The sequence below is a fragment of the Nonlabens sp. Asnod2-A12 genome, assembly GCF_045063745.1.
In the GTDB taxonomy this organism is placed as follows: domain Bacteria; phylum Bacteroidota; class Bacteroidia; order Flavobacteriales; family Flavobacteriaceae; genus Nonlabens; species Nonlabens xylanidelens.
Map to the genome: position 1 here is coordinate 818,198 of NZ_JBEFOB010000003.1, position 15,444 is coordinate 833,641.

At 34.8% G+C, this 15,444-nt stretch carries 17 protein-coding genes; 14 read left to right on the forward strand and 3 right to left on the reverse strand.

The window, feature by feature from the left end; all coding sequences use genetic code 11:
• Positions 1 to 94: 94 nt before the first annotated feature.
• Both ACJJVJ_RS03790 and ACJJVJ_RS03795 read right to left on the reverse strand, forming a co-directional pair.
• Positions 95 to 1,105, reverse strand: a complete 1,011-nt coding sequence (locus ACJJVJ_RS03790) for a glycosyltransferase family 2 protein (RefSeq protein ID WP_405369091.1) — start codon at positions 1,103 to 1,105, stop codon at positions 95 to 97.
• Positions 1,102 to 1,548 carry a type I restriction enzyme HsdR N-terminal domain-containing protein gene (locus tag ACJJVJ_RS03795; protein ID WP_104516249.1) on the reverse strand — a complete coding sequence of 149 codons (447 nt, stop codon included), beginning with the start codon at positions 1,546 to 1,548 and terminating at the stop codon, positions 1,102 to 1,104. The genes ACJJVJ_RS03790 and ACJJVJ_RS03795 overlap by 4 nt, the downstream gene beginning before the upstream one ends.
• A 33-nt stretch (positions 1,549 to 1,581) precedes the next feature.
• Between ACJJVJ_RS03795 and holA the strand changes: the two genes are divergently transcribed.
• The 3 genes from holA to ACJJVJ_RS03810 all read left to right on the forward strand — a co-directional run bounded on the left by holA (position 1,582) and on the right by ACJJVJ_RS03810 (position 4,138).
• Positions 1,582 to 2,589, forward strand: a complete 1,008-nt coding sequence (gene holA, locus ACJJVJ_RS03800; RefSeq protein ID WP_405369093.1) for a DNA polymerase III subunit delta — start codon at positions 1,582 to 1,584, stop codon at positions 2,587 to 2,589.
• Entirely contained in the window at positions 2,589 to 3,728 is a 1,140-nt protein-coding gene (menA, locus tag ACJJVJ_RS03805) for a 1,4-dihydroxy-2-naphthoate octaprenyltransferase (RefSeq protein ID WP_405369095.1), read from the forward strand. Before holA ends, menA begins: the two co-directional genes overlap by 1 nt.
• Before the next feature lie 212 nt (positions 3,729 to 3,940).
• Positions 3,941 to 4,138 carry a hypothetical protein gene (locus ACJJVJ_RS03810; protein WP_104516246.1) on the forward strand — a complete coding sequence of 66 codons (198 nt, stop codon included), beginning with the start codon at positions 3,941 to 3,943 and terminating at the stop codon, positions 4,136 to 4,138.
• Positions 4,139 to 4,223: 85 nt separating this feature from the next.
• Here the strand turns inward: ACJJVJ_RS03810 and ACJJVJ_RS03815 are convergent, their stop codons facing one another.
• A complete protein-coding gene (locus ACJJVJ_RS03815) occupies positions 4,224 to 5,162 on the reverse strand; it encodes a hydrogen peroxide-inducible genes activator (protein ID WP_104516245.1) in 939 nt (312 codons plus the stop codon).
• Positions 5,163 to 5,329: 167 nt separating this feature from the next.
• Here ACJJVJ_RS03815 and ACJJVJ_RS03820 point away from each other — a divergent pair, with 167 nt between their 5' ends.
• The 11 genes from ACJJVJ_RS03820 (at position 5,330) to ACJJVJ_RS03870 (ending at position 15,407) form a co-directional block, all read left to right on the forward strand.
• Positions 5,330 to 5,782, forward strand: coding sequence for a c-type cytochrome (locus ACJJVJ_RS03820; RefSeq protein ID WP_405369098.1), 453 nt, complete (start codon positions 5,330 to 5,332; stop codon positions 5,780 to 5,782).
• A 66-nt stretch (positions 5,783 to 5,848) separates the two neighbouring features.
• Positions 5,849 to 6,349: a thiol peroxidase gene (gene tpx, locus ACJJVJ_RS03825; protein WP_405369099.1), complete on the forward strand. Its 501-nt coding sequence runs from the start codon at positions 5,849 to 5,851 to the stop codon at positions 6,347 to 6,349.
• Positions 6,350 to 6,727 (forward strand): diacylglycerol kinase, encoded by a 378-nt coding sequence (locus tag ACJJVJ_RS03830; protein ID WP_245890730.1) that lies wholly within the window; start codon positions 6,350 to 6,352, stop codon positions 6,725 to 6,727.
• Between the two features lie 100 nt (positions 6,728 to 6,827).
• Positions 6,828 to 9,284: a DNA translocase FtsK gene (locus tag ACJJVJ_RS03835; RefSeq protein WP_405369102.1), complete on the forward strand. Its 2,457-nt coding sequence runs from the start codon at positions 6,828 to 6,830 to the stop codon at positions 9,282 to 9,284.
• A gap of 9 nt (positions 9,285 to 9,293) precedes the next feature.
• Complete coding sequence (locus tag ACJJVJ_RS03840) at positions 9,294 to 9,938, forward strand: LolA family protein (RefSeq protein WP_405369104.1); 645 nt, start codon at positions 9,294 to 9,296, stop codon at positions 9,936 to 9,938.
• Position 9,939: 1 nt separating this feature from the next.
• Positions 9,940 to 11,382: an LptF/LptG family permease gene (locus ACJJVJ_RS03845; RefSeq protein WP_405369106.1), complete on the forward strand. Its 1,443-nt coding sequence runs from the start codon at positions 9,940 to 9,942 to the stop codon at positions 11,380 to 11,382.
• A 76-nt stretch (positions 11,383 to 11,458) separates the two neighbouring features.
• The gene (gene ribB, locus ACJJVJ_RS03850) at positions 11,459 to 12,607 is read left to right on the forward strand and encodes a 3,4-dihydroxy-2-butanone-4-phosphate synthase (protein WP_104516239.1); all 1,149 of its coding nucleotides are present in this window, start codon (positions 11,459 to 11,461) and stop codon (positions 12,605 to 12,607) included.
• 41 nt (positions 12,608 to 12,648) lie between these two features.
• Positions 12,649 to 13,464 (forward strand): N-acetylmuramic acid 6-phosphate etherase, encoded by an 816-nt coding sequence (murQ, locus tag ACJJVJ_RS03855; protein ID WP_405369109.1) that lies wholly within the window; start codon positions 12,649 to 12,651, stop codon positions 13,462 to 13,464.
• A 4-nt stretch (positions 13,465 to 13,468) separates the two neighbouring features.
• Positions 13,469 to 13,702: a DUF6095 family protein gene (locus ACJJVJ_RS03860; RefSeq protein ID WP_104516237.1), complete on the forward strand. Its 234-nt coding sequence runs from the start codon at positions 13,469 to 13,471 to the stop codon at positions 13,700 to 13,702.
• Positions 13,699 to 14,466, forward strand: coding sequence for a hypothetical protein (locus tag ACJJVJ_RS03865; RefSeq protein ID WP_405369111.1), 768 nt, complete (start codon positions 13,699 to 13,701; stop codon positions 14,464 to 14,466). The genes ACJJVJ_RS03860 and ACJJVJ_RS03865 overlap by 4 nt, the downstream gene beginning before the upstream one ends.
• A gap of 194 nt (positions 14,467 to 14,660) precedes the next feature.
• Positions 14,661 to 15,407, forward strand: a complete 747-nt coding sequence (locus ACJJVJ_RS03870; protein WP_405369113.1) for a hypothetical protein — start codon at positions 14,661 to 14,663, stop codon at positions 15,405 to 15,407.
• Positions 15,408 to 15,444: the final 37 nt, after the last annotated feature.

The following is a 15,444-nucleotide window of genomic DNA, read 5'->3' on the forward strand; positions in this document are numbered from 1 at the left end:
TTATGTGTTGTTTTATTAATGTTATTAATGTTAAATAACAGATCAAAATTAATGATATTCAACTGTTGTACATGATCATTAACAAGGATTTAAGTTATTTAAGGTTATTACTATACTGCTTATTACCTTTTATAAAATACTGATAAACAATACTTAATTGTGCGTTTTGAGCACTATTATTTTTTATTAAACGTTTTACTGATTTTCTCTTTCTAAACAGTGGTATTAACTTTAAGTAGAAGTAAAAATGAGCTTTGAGAACAGCCATAAAATGAGCCAATTTAAATTCTATTAGAAATTTAAAAGCAGCTATCCCATCGAGCACCATTCTAATAAACAAGGTACCAATCCAGAAACTAGAACGGTCATTTTTTATTATATTATATAAACTGTTTCTAAAATTATAAAAGGTCTTGCGTGGATTAATTGTTGCCAGCGTGCCACCACCTAAGTGATAAACTACGGAGTCTGGCTGATAACTAATTGTATAACCTGCGTGACGCAATCGCCAGCATAAATCTATCTCTTCTTGATGTGCAAAATAATCTTCGTCTAGACCTTCTACTTCTTTAAATGAACTGACTCTCAAAAACAGACAAGCTCCACTAGCCCAATCTAAATTTACTACAGTATCATACTGTCCTAGATCTTGTTCTATGGCATCAAAAATGCGGCCTCTACAGTATGGGTAAGCATAACGATCTAAGAATCCACCTGCTGCGCCCGCGTATTCAAAGTAATCTTTGCGCTTATCATCTAAAATTTTTGGCTGACACGCAGCTAGACTGCTGTCTGTTTGAAACCTATTTGCAATCACGTCACACCAGCCTGCAGTTACAGCGACATCACTGTTTAATAAACAGACTACCTCTTCTTGAACACTTTTCAAGGCGACGTTATATCCACCTGCATAACCGCGATTTTCATCCATCGCAATTATTTTAACTTCTGGATAGGTGGCTGTAGTCCATGGAATAGAGTTATCTGTAGAGGCATTATCTGCTAGGTAGATAACGTGATCTTTACTGTGCTCTACAACGCTAGGTAAATAGGTCTTGAGCAGGTCTACCCCATTCCAATTTAATATGACTATTGCTATTTTCATAAAACGTATTCTGGTAAGTCTGCTATAAAATTATAGGTTTGATTCTCGTAATCCATAGTACAAAAATAATGTTCCAGACCGTTAGTCACCATTAAGTATTTAGCATTTAACGCCAGGTTATATCGCGCAATTTGATCAAAAACAGATTGATCTATCTTAATTTCTGGGGCTTTACACTCTACTATTAAATGTATAGAACCATCTGTGTTATAACTGATAATGTCATATCTCTTTGTAGTTCCTGCGATTATCAACTGCTTTTCTACGTTAATGAGATTATGCGGTATTCGTTTTTGCGTAAGCAGAAACAAAACAACATGTTGTCTCACCCATTCTTCTGGTGTTAGAATGATAAATTTTTTCCTGATCTGGTCAAAGATAGCACGTCCTTTTTCAGTACTTTTGACTCTGAAATTTCCAGCTGGTAGTCGCAATGGCTTCATAACGCAATATTACAAAAACCACAACAGCTCTCGATGAGTGACGCTACAAACATTCTTGCCGATTTAAAACAAAAGCGATATGCTCCTGTATACTTTTTATGCGGTAGCGAACCCTATTTTATAGATCAAGTTAGTGATTATATAGAGGACAACGTCTTGGACGAAGGTGAAAAAGGCTTTAATCAGACGGTTATTTATGGTAAAGATACTACCATGTCCGAGGTTTTAGAAAACGCAAAGCGTTTCCCGATGATGTCAGAGCATCAGGTTATTATAGTTAAAGAAGCACAACATTTAACTAAACAACTAGCACAACTAGAAAGTTACATTGAGCAACCGCAAACGACTACTATTCTCGTTTTTGCTTACAAATACAAAACGCCTGACGGTCGCAGCAAGATTACTAAATTGCTTAAAAAACATGCTGTTTACATGGAAAGTAAACCGCTTTATGAGAATAAAGTTCCTGCTTTTGTAACTGGTCGTTTAAAAGAAATGGGATATCAAATCGATCCTAATGCGACTAGAATGTTAGTTGAATTTCTAGGAACTGATCTAGGAAAAATAAATAACGAACTTTCTAAGCTCGCGATAGTACACTCTAAAGACCGACCTATCACGCCACAAGTTATTGAGGACAACATAGGTATTTCTAAGGATTATAACAATTTTGAATTGCGCAAAGCCATGGGAATGCGTGATGTGGTTAAAGTTCATAAAATAATCAATTATTTTGCAGATAACCCAAAGGATAATCCGCTGGTGTTGACTACCGCACAGTTGTATAGTTTTTTTACTCAGCTGTTGAAAGTGCACACTATTAAGGATAAGAATCCGCAAGCGGTGGCAAAGGCTGCTGGTGTGAATCCATTTTTTGTTCAAGAAATTATCACTGCTGCAAAGAATTACCCTATGAAATACTGCAGTCGCGCCATAAAACTCATCAGAGATATGGACGTAAAATCAAAAGGTGTAGGAACACATCAAGCAAATCATCACGATTTATTGAAAGAAGCAATGGTAAATATCATGTCAAAGTAATGGCTAGTACAAAATTAAAAGCTTGGATAAGTGCTGCGAGATTGAGGACCTTACCATTGAGCATTAGTGGGATTTTGGTGGGAAGTACGTTTGCTTATTTGAACTCATCATATTTAAAAGCTATGGGTAAATGGCTTATAAATTCATCTAATGAGAACTCCGGTATATCAAGATTAGCTAATGTTTTTGAATATAGTTTTAATTTCAATTTTTACATTCCTATTCTAGCTTTAATAACTACTTTAGGATTTCAAGTACTTTCTAATTTTGCAAACGATTATGGCGATGGTGTAAAAGGAACAGATAACGAAGATAGAATAGGTCCTATGCGTGCTTTACAAAGCGGTATCATTTCGCCGAAAGAGATGAAACGAGCCATGGTCATCACAGCTGTTCTTACTTTAATCAGTGCAATCGCCTTAATTTATGTAAGTCTAGGAATAGATAAATTATTAATCTCTTTATTCTTTTTAGTATTAGGTATCGCAGCTATATGGGCAGCGATAAAATATACGGTAGGCGATAATGCTTATGGCTATCGTGGTCTAGGCGATGTTTTTGTTTTTATATTTTTTGGTCCTGTTAGTGTTATGGGTATTTATTTTCTAATTACTAAAGGACTAGAATGGATCATGATTTTCCCTTCTATCACAGTGGGGCTGCTAAGTGTTGCTGTTCTTAATCTCAATAACATGAGAGATATCGAGAGCGATAAGAAAGCTGGTAAGAATACTATTGTAGTAAAGATGGGACTTGCTAAAGCTAAGTTGGTTCATTATGGGTTTGTAGTTATTGCTTTTTTATGTGCGGTTTTTGCAACTACAAACACCTATTTTTTTCAAGTTTATTTGAAATATCAATTACACGAAACTAATAGAATAAACAGTTTAATCGGTAAAAATGCTAATCAGATTGAATATAACTGGTTCTCGATCACAAATTACAATCCAGAATTTGGGATAACTCTCATCGCTTTCTTACCACTCCTAGCCTTCATCCCATTATTCATACATTTATTTAAAGTAAAAAGAACAGAGTCTCCAGCTCTACTCGATCCTGAGTTGAAGAAAGTAGCGCTTTCTACCTTCTTTTTTGCGGTTTTATGTATTATAAGTGTTGCCGTAATTACAAGGCATTAAGAGTGAATTAACACTACTTTTTTAACATTTATAGTCTATTTATTCCAACTACAGCAGTTAAATCGTTGATACTTATGTTAACCTTTAGTTTAAAATTTTAAACAAATTTAACATTTACTATTCACAGCATAATAGTATTAGAACGTATCTTTAACTACAATAAAAAACACCCCTATTCAACAAAACTACTTTAACTAAAAATCTTGAAAATTATGGCTAGAGCTATGTTTGAGTATACCAAAACAATACTCGAGAAAGTAAGTTTTAACCCAACCCTATTTTGCAAGGAATTACAAAAAGCAGTTGATCGTCTATTACCTTTTGAAATAGTAGAACTTGAAATCTGGATTAAACAGCTTGTATTACAAAATCCAGACTTGCAAACTTGTGTATTGATATCAAAGGAATAAACACCTATTTATTAAAACTTAAAAAGGCTAGTTACTTCATTTAAACATGAAGTAACTAGCCTTTTTTTTATTCAATAATTAAGATTTATTTACCTGATATAGGACTTACTATTTGCACGTTTTGAAAAGCAATAGCACCTTTAATAACTCCGGTTATTACATTTTGTAACGCTTCTATAATTTGCATTTTCAACTCGCTTTTATGAAAAATAAGACTCACCTCACGAGCAGGAGAAGGATCTTCAAAAAATCTAAGATTCTCCTTTTTATGCTCTGGTAAATCCATCGTGTTTAAATAAGGTAATAAAGTCATTCCTAGACCTTCGTCAGCTAGTTTTATTAAAGTTTCAAAACTACCGCTCTCTAACATAAAACGCTCTCCATCTGTATCTCTAGAATTACGACATAAATTAAGAATACTATCCTTAAAACAGTGCCCGTCTTCTAATAGAAGCAAGTCATCTACATTAATCTCATCTACCTTAATTTTTGTTTTAGGCTTACCAGATAATCTAGGATCATAAGCTACAAAAGGCTCATAATATAGAACTCTTTCTTTAATAAAGTCATTTTTTAAAGGAGTCGCAGCTATTGCAGCATCGATACTTCCATCAAGTAGGCTATCTATAATACTCTCTGTAGTAAGTTCTTCTATGCGCAGTTTTACCTTAGGATATTTATTTACAAAATTAGCTAGAAACATAGGTAATAACGTAGGCATTACCGTAGGTATCACTCCTATTTTAAACTCGCCACCTATAAAACCTTTTTCTTGATCTACTATGTCTTGAATACGGTCACTTTCATTAACTATATTACGCGCCTGGTTAACGATCTTCTTACCAGTTTCTGTAAGCTCGATAGGTTTTTTACTTCTATCAAATATTTGAACATCTAGCTCATCTTCTAGCTTCTGTATTTGCATACTTAATGTGGGCTGTGTTACAAAAACCTTATCTGCCGCTTTGGTGAAATTTTGATATTGAGCAACAGCAAGAACATATTTTAACTGGGTAATCGTCATGATAGATATTTTAAACAAAAATAAGTAATGTCATTTGATAAATCTATTACGATATCAATCTATTTTATTTAGTTAAATGAGCTTTGGGGATTATCTTTATGATGGATTGTATTCCGCTTTCGCGAAAGCGAGACCAACAACAATAACCTTCTTAAATTCAAACAACTATGTTTAAAGAATTATCAAGAACCCTAGGTACCATTTGTGCACTCGTACTCGCCATGATCGTTGTGATTTTTAGCACAGCATTTATTATCTCTGGAGAAGAATCTACTTATTACAAGCAAGAATCACCAGAACAGATCATAGATACAGTACTTAAAATAGCTTTAACTGAACAACAAAAAAAAGGAAAATCGCTTTTTAAAACCAATTGTGCAGCATGTCATAAACTTTTTAAAAAAGCCGTAGGACCAGGATTATATGGTGTGACAGATCGTTATGAAAAAGAATGGCTTTATAAATGGATCCATAATAGTGCTGCACTCATAAAATCTGGCGATGTACAAGCGGTTGCTTTATATAATGAATACAATCAGGCTAATATGAATTCTTTTCCTAATCTAACTAAAGAAGATATAGACGCTATCCTAGATTATATAGAATCCTCTAAGAATTAACAAGACATTCATACAGCATCGATAGGTAAATTGTAACTTTATCGTCTTAATAACTAAATAAAACACATGGCAACTATTACTATAGGAGGTAACGAGATATCTACAAGCGGTTCACTACCAGCAGTAGGATCACAAGCACCAGATTTTAAACTTAAAAAAGCAGACCTATCTGAGGCTTCTTTAAATGATTATAAAGGAAAACGAGTTGTACTTAACATTTTCCCTAGTATAGATACAGACGTTTGTGCAACATCTGTAAAAAATTTCAATAAAAGAGCTACAGAGCTAGATAATACTGCGGTTTTATGTATTTCTAGAGATACTCCTTTTGCACAAAAGCGTTTTGCAAGTGATGAAGGATTAGAGAATGTAGAGAATTTAAGCGATGTGCTAGACGGTACATTTGGTAACGACTATGGACTTACTATGACTTCTGGACCACTTGCTGGTTTTCATTCTAGAGCTGTGGTTGTTCTTAATGAAGAAGGAAAAGTAATTTATAATGAACAAGTTCCTGAAATTGCAGACGAACCTAACTATCTTGCTGCACTTAAAACGTTATTATAATTGAGTGCATCAAAATTTATTATTGGTAGATGTAAAGCGATGGGATATGCCCTTAAAGGCGCCATCATCCTTATCAAAACAGAAGCCAGTATACAAGTACAAGCCGCAATAGCCATTATTATGACTATTGCCGGCTTTTATTTTAATATTACTGCAACCGAGTGGATTGCTCAAACCTTGTGCATAGGACTTATTATGGGACTAGAAGGTATGAACACCACTGCAGAGGCTATTGCCGACTTTATTCATCCAGATTTTCATGAGAAAATAGGTCACATTAAAGATATAGCCGCTGGTGCCGTGGTAATTACTGCCATCGCATCTAGTATTGTGGGCGGTATTATTTATATTCCTTATATCCTTGCGCTGTTTAATTAATAGCGGTTTTAAAGGATAAATTACGACTGTTAACAATCAAGTTAAATGTGTTCTACTATTACCGTGCAATATTCTTATTTTTGCTCGTTCACTATCATACATGGCGCGTAAAAAAACAACATCTAAGAAAACTACTGCAAAGGCCAGTAAACCATTCCAGCTACCTAATTTAAAGCTCAATAGATTACAAGAGGTAATCGTAGGGAGCGCACTAATAGTAGTCGGTTTATTACTGCTTTTTTCTTTTATATCTTATCTATTCACTGGCGCACAAGATCAAAGTGTACTGGTAGAATTAGGCAGCCGTACTACAGAAACTAAGAACTGGATAAGCCAGCTAGGTGCATGGCTAGGACACACCTTTGTTTATAAAGGATTTGGTATCCCTGCTTTTTCCATTTCGGTTCTAACCATAATCTCTGGAATATTTTTATTTGCAACTGGTGATAATGTGTTCTCGCTTTCGCGAAAGCGAATCTCAAATCTATGGTTCTGGGGATTATTATTAATGCTCTGGCTATCTATCTTTTTAGGATTTTTTCACAATACAAATGCATTATTAGGTGGTAAGGTAGGTTATGAATTAAATGATTTCTTACAAGACTATTTAGGCTTATTAGGCGCTATACTTGTTATGTTCTTTATAGCGATAGTCTATGTAGTATTGAGACTTAAACTGACACCAGAGTTGATAACTGCTTATTTCTCTAAAAAAGCTACAGAGGTTAAGGAAGGTTTTGAAAATATAGAGACTACAGACGAAGAAAGCGATTGGGAAAAAGCTACTGTAGAAGGTAATCCTGCTCCGGACATAGATCAAACCACTACCCCAGCAACAGCGACAGAAGAGCCTAAAAATACTGTAGAACTGTCGGACGATGGTATGCAAGTTACGGTACCAGAAGAAGAAACTGTTCCAGAACCTGTTCTTAAAAAAGTTGTTGCTCCTAAAGATGAGAATGACATAGGAATGGAAATCGAGCAAACGCTGGATGAGGAAGAGGTAATCGACAATAAAGCTAATAAATTAGTAGAAGATTTTGGAGAGTTTGATCCTACTCTAGAGTTAAGCAACTTCCAGTTTCCACCACTAGATCTTTTAAAAGATTATACTAAAGGTAAAACGATAACTATTAATGAAGAAGAGTTACAAGCCAACAAAGACCGTATTGTAGAAACTCTTAAGAATTATAAAATAGGTATTGCAAAAATAAGTGCCACGGTAGGTCCTACGGTTACTCTATATGAAATAGTACCTGAGGCAGGAATACGTATTTCAAAAATTAAGAATCTAGAAGATGATATTGCGCTATCTCTTGCCGCATTAGGTATACGTATTATCGCTCCTATTCCAGGAAAAGGAACTATAGGTATAGAAGTTCCTAACCAGAATCCATCTATAGTATCGATGAGATCTGTGGTTGCGTCTCCTAAATTTCAAAATGCCGAGATGGAATTACCTATCGCATTTGGTAAAACCATTTCTAACGAGACCTTTGTAGTAGATCTTGCAAAAATGCCTCACCTACTTATGGCCGGTGCAACAGGACAAGGTAAGTCAGTAGGACTAAATGCTATTCTTACTTCACTACTCTATTCAAAACACCCTGCCGAGGTTAAATTTGTACTCGTAGATCCTAAAAAGGTAGAGCTTACTTTATTTAACAAAATAGAACGTCATTATCTAGCTAAGTTACCTGATAGTGAAGAGGCTATAATCACAGACAACTCTAAGGTAATCAATACCCTGAATAGCCTTTGTATAGAGATGGATCAACGTTATGACATTCTTAAGGATGCCATGTGCCGTAACTTAAAGGAGTATAATGCAAAGTTTAAAGCTAGAAAATTAAATCCTGCAAATGGTCATAAATTTCTACCTTATATAGTTCTGGTAGTAGATGAATTTGCCGATTTAATCATGACGGCTGGTAAAGAGGTAGAAACCCCTATTGCGAGACTTGCACAACTAGCTCGTGCGATAGGTATTCACTTAATTATCGCAACGCAACGTCCATCTGTAAACGTGATTACAGGTATGATTAAGGCTAACTTCCCAGCACGTATCTCTTTTAGAGTGATGCAAAAAGTCGATTCTCGTACTATTCTAGATAGCGGTGGTGCAGACCAGTTGATAGGTCGTGGAGACATGCTTTACACTGCTGGAAACGAATTGATACGTATACAATGTGCATTTGTTGACACACCAGAAGTAGAAAAAATTACCGATTTTATAGGTAATCAAAAAGCATATCCTGATGCGCATATTTTACCTGAATATGTAGGTGAAGATGGTGGCACGAGTATTGATAATAATATTGATGAGAGAGATGCTAAGTTTAGAGACGCAGCAGAAATAATAGTTATTGCCCAACAAGGTAGTGCCTCTTTATTACAACGTAAATTGAAACTAGGTTACAATCGTGCTGGTAGAATTATAGACCAATTAGAAGCTGCTGGTATAGTCGGTGGATTTGAAGGTAGTAAAGCTAGACAGGTTTTAATCCCAGATCTCACGTCTCTAGAAGTATTTTTAAATGAAGAACAAAACAAATAAATAAGTACAATGAAAAATTATTTCCTTTCTGTTTTTATGATTTTTGCTTTCGCGCAAGCGGTTACAGCACAAGATGCTAAGGCAGATAAATTATTAAGTGAAGTAGCCCAAAAATTCAAGTCTTACAAAAATGTAGCATTTACCTATAAAGGCAATTTTAAAAACCCTAAAACGAGCACAGACATGGATGTGCAAGGTGATGCAAAGCTAGAAGGAGAAAAGTACAATGTGAATTTTCTAGGTACTACTTACATATTTGACGGTGCAAAACAATATGCGGTAAACTCTGAAGATGAAGAAGTGACTATTTCTAAAGTAAGTAATGACGGTGACCAAATGATCACACCATCTAATATCTTAACTTTTTATGAAAAAGGTTATTCTAAAAAATGGGATATCGTACAAAATGAAGGTGGTAGAAAAATTCAATTCATAAGACTTACTCCTATAAAATCTAACTCTGAATATAAAAATGTTTTACTAGGTATAGATGCAAACACAAAGCATATTTACAAAGCCATTATTACAGAAAACTCTGGAACAGTAGCTACATTTACATTAAAGTCTTTAAAGACTAATGAACCTTTACCTAAGAATTCTTTTACCTTTGATAAAAATCAGTACAAAAACTGGTTGATTCAAGAGATGAACTAAATTGAAGATATTAGATCGATACATATTAAGCCAATACATAAAGACGTTTTTAAGCGTCTTTATTGTGTTAATGTTTATTCTTATCCTGCAAGCTATATGGTTATATATCAAAGAGCTGGCTGGTAAAGATCTCGATGTATTAACTATTGCAAAATTCTTATACTACTCTACTCCTGTTGCGGTGCCTATCGCTCTACCTTTAAGTGTGCTATTGGCAGCCATATTGGTTTTTGGTAAAATGGCTGAGAATTATGAATTTGCCGCTATGAAATCTAACGGGATTTCACTGCAACGAGCTATGCGCTCCCTAACCTTTGTTATTCTAGGTATAGGAATTACTTCTTTCTTATTTGCTAATTCTGTCATTCCATGGGGATATTTTAAACAGAGAAATCTGCGAGGTAATATTGCAAAAATGAAACCTGCCATGGCTATAGGTCAGGGAACATTTAATCAATTAGGTGATATAAATATTAAAGTGGGAGAAAAGTCCGGAGAAAACGGTGAGTTTTTAACCGACGTGATTATCCATAAAAAAAATCCAAGGAAAAACGGTAATTATACCGTTATCAAAAGTAAAAGCGGTGAGTTAAAAAGTTCTTTAAAATCTAATATCATTCAACTGGTTCTAGAAGATGGAAATTATTATGAAGACCTTTTTATAACAGAGCCTAAAAAAGCGAAAACGTCTCCATTTGTAAAAACAGAGTTTAAAGAATATGCTCTAAACATAGATGTATCTAAATTAAATCAAGTCGATATAGATGATGAGTCGGTGACTGATAATCATAGAATGCTTAAAATTAATGAGCTGTATAATCGTATCGACACTTTCTCTCTTGCACTTACTAATAACTATAAAATATATAGAAGTAACCAGCATAGAACGTGGGCACCCAGTACTATGGATCGTACTGCTGCGTTAGATACCATTAGAGAAAATCCTAAAGATTTGCTTGCCAGCCTTAAAATATTTGACCAGCGTAGAGCACTAGATGTCGCGATGAGTAAAGTGCGCAGCCAGAAAGCAGCAGTTCAAAATAGAGAAGATCAAATTAAAGGTGAGAAATCTAGACTTGCAAAACATGAAATAGAAATTCACAAGAAATACGTGTTAGGTGTAGCCTGTATTATACTGTTTTTTATAGGTGCTCCACTAGGTGCAATTATAAGAAAAGGTGGCATGGGACTGCCACTAGTAGTCGCTACCTTATTCTTTTTAACCTATCATTTCATTGGTATTTTTGCAGAAAAAGCAGCTACTGAGGGCGCATTCCCTGCATGGTTAGGTGCATGGTTGAGTACATTTATTCTATTCCCTATAGGTATCTACCTTACCTACAGAGCAACGACAGACCAGGGTATCTTTAGTAATGAATTCAGCTTTAAGAAGCTGTTCTCAAAGTTTAAAAAACGCCCAAAATCGCCTCACGCTGCAGCTTAATCATTATCTTTGTAAGGAAGTCTTAAATACTTAAATAATCGTATCTAAGATGTTTTTTTTAAATCAATAACTCCTTATGATTACTCAAGAAAAAGCCGCTCCTACCTTTCAATTAGACCGCATAGAAGATGCTATAGAAGATATAAAAAATGGTAAAGCCATTATAGTTGTAGATGATGAAAATCGTGAGAACGAGGGTGACTTTGTTGCCAGCGCTAGATCTGCAACACCAGAATTAGTGAATTTTATGGCCACACATGGGCGTGGATTAATTTGCGCACCTATTACCGCATCTAGATGTAAAGAACTAGATCTAGCCATGATGGTAGTAAATAATTCTGATCCTATGGAAACGGCTTTTACCGTTTCAGTAGATTTAAGAGGTCACGGTGTGACCACTGGAATAAGTGCGGGAGATAGAGCTTTAACTCTACAAGCGATCATTGATAAAGACACACAACCACACGATTTAAGTAAACCTGGACATATTTTTCCTCTTAAGGCAAAAGATGGCGGTGTTCTAAGAAGAACAGGACATACAGAGGCAGCCATTGATTTTGCAAGACTTGCTGGTCATGAACCTGCAGGGTTTATAGTAGAAATCATGAATGAAGATGGTAGCATGGCACGTCTACCACAATTAATAGAAGTAGCAAAAAAACACAACCTTAAATTAGTATCTATAGAAGATCTTGTTGCTTACAGGATGAAACATGATAGCCTTATCGTAAAGAAAGAGGACTTTATGTTGAAAACACGTTTTGGTGAGTACCGTTTACGTGCATATCAACAAACAACTAACGATCAAATTCACATAGCACTTACTCTAGGTGATTGGGAAAAAGAAGAAACCGTTCTTACACGTATGAATTCTACACAGGTAAATAATGACCTATTCTCTACCCTTACTAGCGATGCCGACAGAAAGATAGACGCAATGTTTAATCAATTAAACAAAGAAGGGAAAGGCGCGATAGTATTCATTAACCAGCAGTTTGAGCCAGAAAACATGTTAGGTAGATTAGAAGAGCTTAAAGATCTACAAGAAAACGGTGGTATTAAAGCTCCTAGACGCAATCTTGATAATAAAGATTATGGAATAGGCGCGCAAATACTTCATGATTTAGACATTACTAAAATTAAGTTGATGACTAACTCTGAGCAAAGTAAACGCATAGGTATTATAGGTTATGGATTAGAAATCATGGATACTATATCTTATTAGTTTAATTAAAATACCGCTTTCACGAAAGCGAGACCAACATCATGGCATTTAATAAAATAACAGAGCAAGATTCTCATTACAATCATCTAGAAAAGATGAGTCCTAGAGAGTTATTACGTAGTATTAATGAACAAGATCAAACAGTAGCAATTGCTGTAGAAAAGGTAATACCACTTATTGAGTCACTCGTAATAGAAATTGTTTCTAAAATGAAAACTGGTGGCCGTCTATTTTATATAGGCGCTGGAACTAGTGGTCGATTAGGTGTACTAGACGCTAGTGAATGTCCACCGACATTCGGTGTTTCTTATGATAAAATCATAGGTATTATTGCCGGTGGTGATACAGCAATTAGAAAAGCTGTAGAAAATGCTGAAGATGATGAAAAACAAGCACTTAAAGATCTAGAAAACTACCAAATAACTAATAAAGATGTAGTTATAGGAATAGCCGCTAGCGGCACTACACCATATGTCATAGGCAGTCTAGAAAGTTGCAATAAAATGGGAATTACCACTGGATGCATTACTTGTAATCCAGGCAGTCCATTAGATCAAGTTGCCACACATCCTATAGCAGTAATTGTGGGCCCTGAATTCATTACCGGCAGCAGCAGGATGAAAGCTGGTACAGCGCAAAAAATGATTCTTAACATGATCAGTACCAGTGTTATGATTCAATTAGGCCATATAAAAGGTAATAAAATGGTCGATATGCAGTTAAGTAATGATAAGCTAGTAGATCGAGGTACACGTATGATTATGGAAGCGACAGGTGTAAATTATGAAATTGCTAGAAAGTTATTAATCGATCATGGTAGTGTAAGAAACGCTATTGAACATCAAGGAATTTGTTAACATTATGTCGCAAACATCTACAGATAGAGAGGTCTTAGGTAAAGGAATTAAAAAGCTTGCTATAAGCGTACTTTTTCTATTTGCTGGCCCTATCCTTATATATATAGGAGCAGGGTCTGAACATCCTATTATTTTTTTAATGCCAGGAATAGCATTTGCATTACTGGCCATAGTATTTATATTTCAAGGAATCAATCTTATATTAGATTCTATGTTTAAATCAAATAAAACAAGATGATTAAAAGACACCTATTGCTAGCATTTCTCATAGTTTTAACCAGCTGTAAAACAACCGAAAAAGAAAAAGAAGATAGCATTGAAGAAAACACAGAAAACGTATTATCTATTGAGGGCAAAGTCTCTAATCCAGAAGGAATAAATGGTGAAATCAATATTATGGGCTATTTTGTTGAACCTATAATAGGTGGAGAAATAGCTAATAATGGTACTTTTAAAATTGAATTACCTCAGGATTTTGATGCCATCACACGTAATTCTTTTAACACCTATAACTCTTCTCCTGATGCAGAATACAACCTAGAATTCACTAGCGCATTAGATAGTTTTCCAAATGCTAGCGAGCTAGATTTTACTGGTAAAAAAGAATTAATAGCCTATGCTGGTAAGTTCTTTAGATTTGAAATAATATCACCAGAAAAAACTCATTATATATTTTCTAGTTCGAGCAAAAACTTTGTGGACTACGCAGTTGGAAAAAGTGATGCTACTCCAGAAAAAGGATATCACTATTATTACATTTATGCCAAAGGTCCTATCTCTATCATAGGTGAACAAGTTTCAGAAAATCTTTTTGAAGATGACTCTAACGAAATTTATTCTAGAATAGATTCTTATCAATTAGACATTCAGGAAGGATGGAATTTAATTAAATACGAGGTACTTTCTTTAAAAAATAGCTCAACTGGAAAAGCTGCTATTACAGAAACTGAAGTATCTACAGAAGATTTAACAAGTACTAAAATGACCTGGCTGGTTGAATAGATCAAAAAAAGCACCTGAAAAAACGTTAAACGCATGTTAATGTCGACGAAATGCAATTGCTAAATTGCTGTTTTTCAATTAATTATGTTTTTAAGTGTTGAAAATCGATTAAATAACACCTTAGAGCGAAAAAAACGACTATTTTAAACTCTAACTTTACTTTTATCGTAGTTTTGCCATGTAAAATAAACATGATGAAAAAACTATTACCTTTATTTATAGCCGCATTTACAATCGTTTCTTGTTCTGTAGAAGAGACTAATGAAGATAGAGCAGATCTTGTAGATGTAACAGCATTAAGCGAAGAAAGATTTATCAACTTTATGGAAGAAGACGCGTTATCTAACGGTTTAGTTCCTGAAGCAATTAATCCAGACGCATCTGTTTACCCTTATGATATCGAGTCTATTGTTGCTGTAAGTGATTTAAATAAATTATTGCCTATTACTAACCCAGAATTTGGTAACTGTGTAGATCAAGATGGTATTGACCCTGCAACTGGAGAAAGCGCTCTTAACCTAAAAATAGCTAAAGTACAAGATGGTATTTTAGGAGGTCTTATAAGCAATAACACAAGATTTACATATACATTAGAATCAACAGATGGATGGTTTATTTACTCTGTATTTATGAATATCGATGAAGATTGTGATGATCTTCCGTTAAGTGCAGACGGTACTCCTAACGTATGTCGTTTCAACATTAGAAACTGTTTCGGTAGTAGAAAGACTAAAGTTACTTATACTTTTTCTGACAGCTGTATAGATGAATGTACTTGTAACTCTGTTTACGCTGTACTATACAGACTTAACAGTCATGGTTGTATCAGTGAAAGAAAAGGTATCTGGCTAGATGGTGATCAAGTTGGTGACTCAGTAGGTACTACTAACTCTTTCTGTAAAGATGATTGCGGGACAGGAGGAATCTCTAACGATAACTAGTATTGAATTATAAAGATTCAACTCTTACATAAATTTA

Bases quoted from the DNA above. Each gene is read 5' to 3' on its own strand.
- ACJJVJ_RS03790 (WP_405369091.1), bottom strand. From the start codon at position 1,105: ATGAAAATAGCAATAGTCATATTAAATTGGAATGGGGTAGACCTGCTC.
- ACJJVJ_RS03795 (WP_104516249.1), bottom strand. From the start codon at position 1,548: ATGAAGCCATTGCGACTACCAGCTGGAAATTTCAGAGTCAAAAGTACT.
- holA (WP_405369093.1), top strand. From the start codon at position 1,582: ATGAGTGACGCTACAAACATTCTTGCCGATTTAAAACAAAAGCGATAT.
- menA (WP_405369095.1), top strand. From the start codon at position 2,589: ATGGCTAGTACAAAATTAAAAGCTTGGATAAGTGCTGCGAGATTGAGG.
- ACJJVJ_RS03810 (WP_104516246.1), top strand. From the start codon at position 3,941: ATGGCTAGAGCTATGTTTGAGTATACCAAAACAATACTCGAGAAAGTA.
- ACJJVJ_RS03815 (WP_104516245.1), bottom strand. From the start codon at position 5,162: ATGACGATTACCCAGTTAAAATATGTTCTTGCTGTTGCTCAATATCAA.
- ACJJVJ_RS03820 (WP_405369098.1), top strand. From the start codon at position 5,330: ATGTTTAAAGAATTATCAAGAACCCTAGGTACCATTTGTGCACTCGTA.
- tpx (WP_405369099.1), top strand. From the start codon at position 5,849: ATGGCAACTATTACTATAGGAGGTAACGAGATATCTACAAGCGGTTCA.
- ACJJVJ_RS03835 (WP_405369102.1), top strand. From the start codon at position 6,828: ATGGCGCGTAAAAAAACAACATCTAAGAAAACTACTGCAAAGGCCAGT.
- ACJJVJ_RS03840 (WP_405369104.1), top strand. From the start codon at position 9,294: ATGAAAAATTATTTCCTTTCTGTTTTTATGATTTTTGCTTTCGCGCAA.
- ribB (WP_104516239.1), top strand. From the start codon at position 11,459: ATGATTACTCAAGAAAAAGCCGCTCCTACCTTTCAATTAGACCGCATA.
- murQ (WP_405369109.1), top strand. From the start codon at position 12,649: ATGGCATTTAATAAAATAACAGAGCAAGATTCTCATTACAATCATCTA.
- ACJJVJ_RS03860 (WP_104516237.1), top strand. From the start codon at position 13,469: ATGTCGCAAACATCTACAGATAGAGAGGTCTTAGGTAAAGGAATTAAA.
- ACJJVJ_RS03865 (WP_405369111.1), top strand. From the start codon at position 13,699: ATGATTAAAAGACACCTATTGCTAGCATTTCTCATAGTTTTAACCAGC.
- ACJJVJ_RS03870 (WP_405369113.1), top strand. From the start codon at position 14,661: ATGAAAAAACTATTACCTTTATTTATAGCCGCATTTACAATCGTTTCT.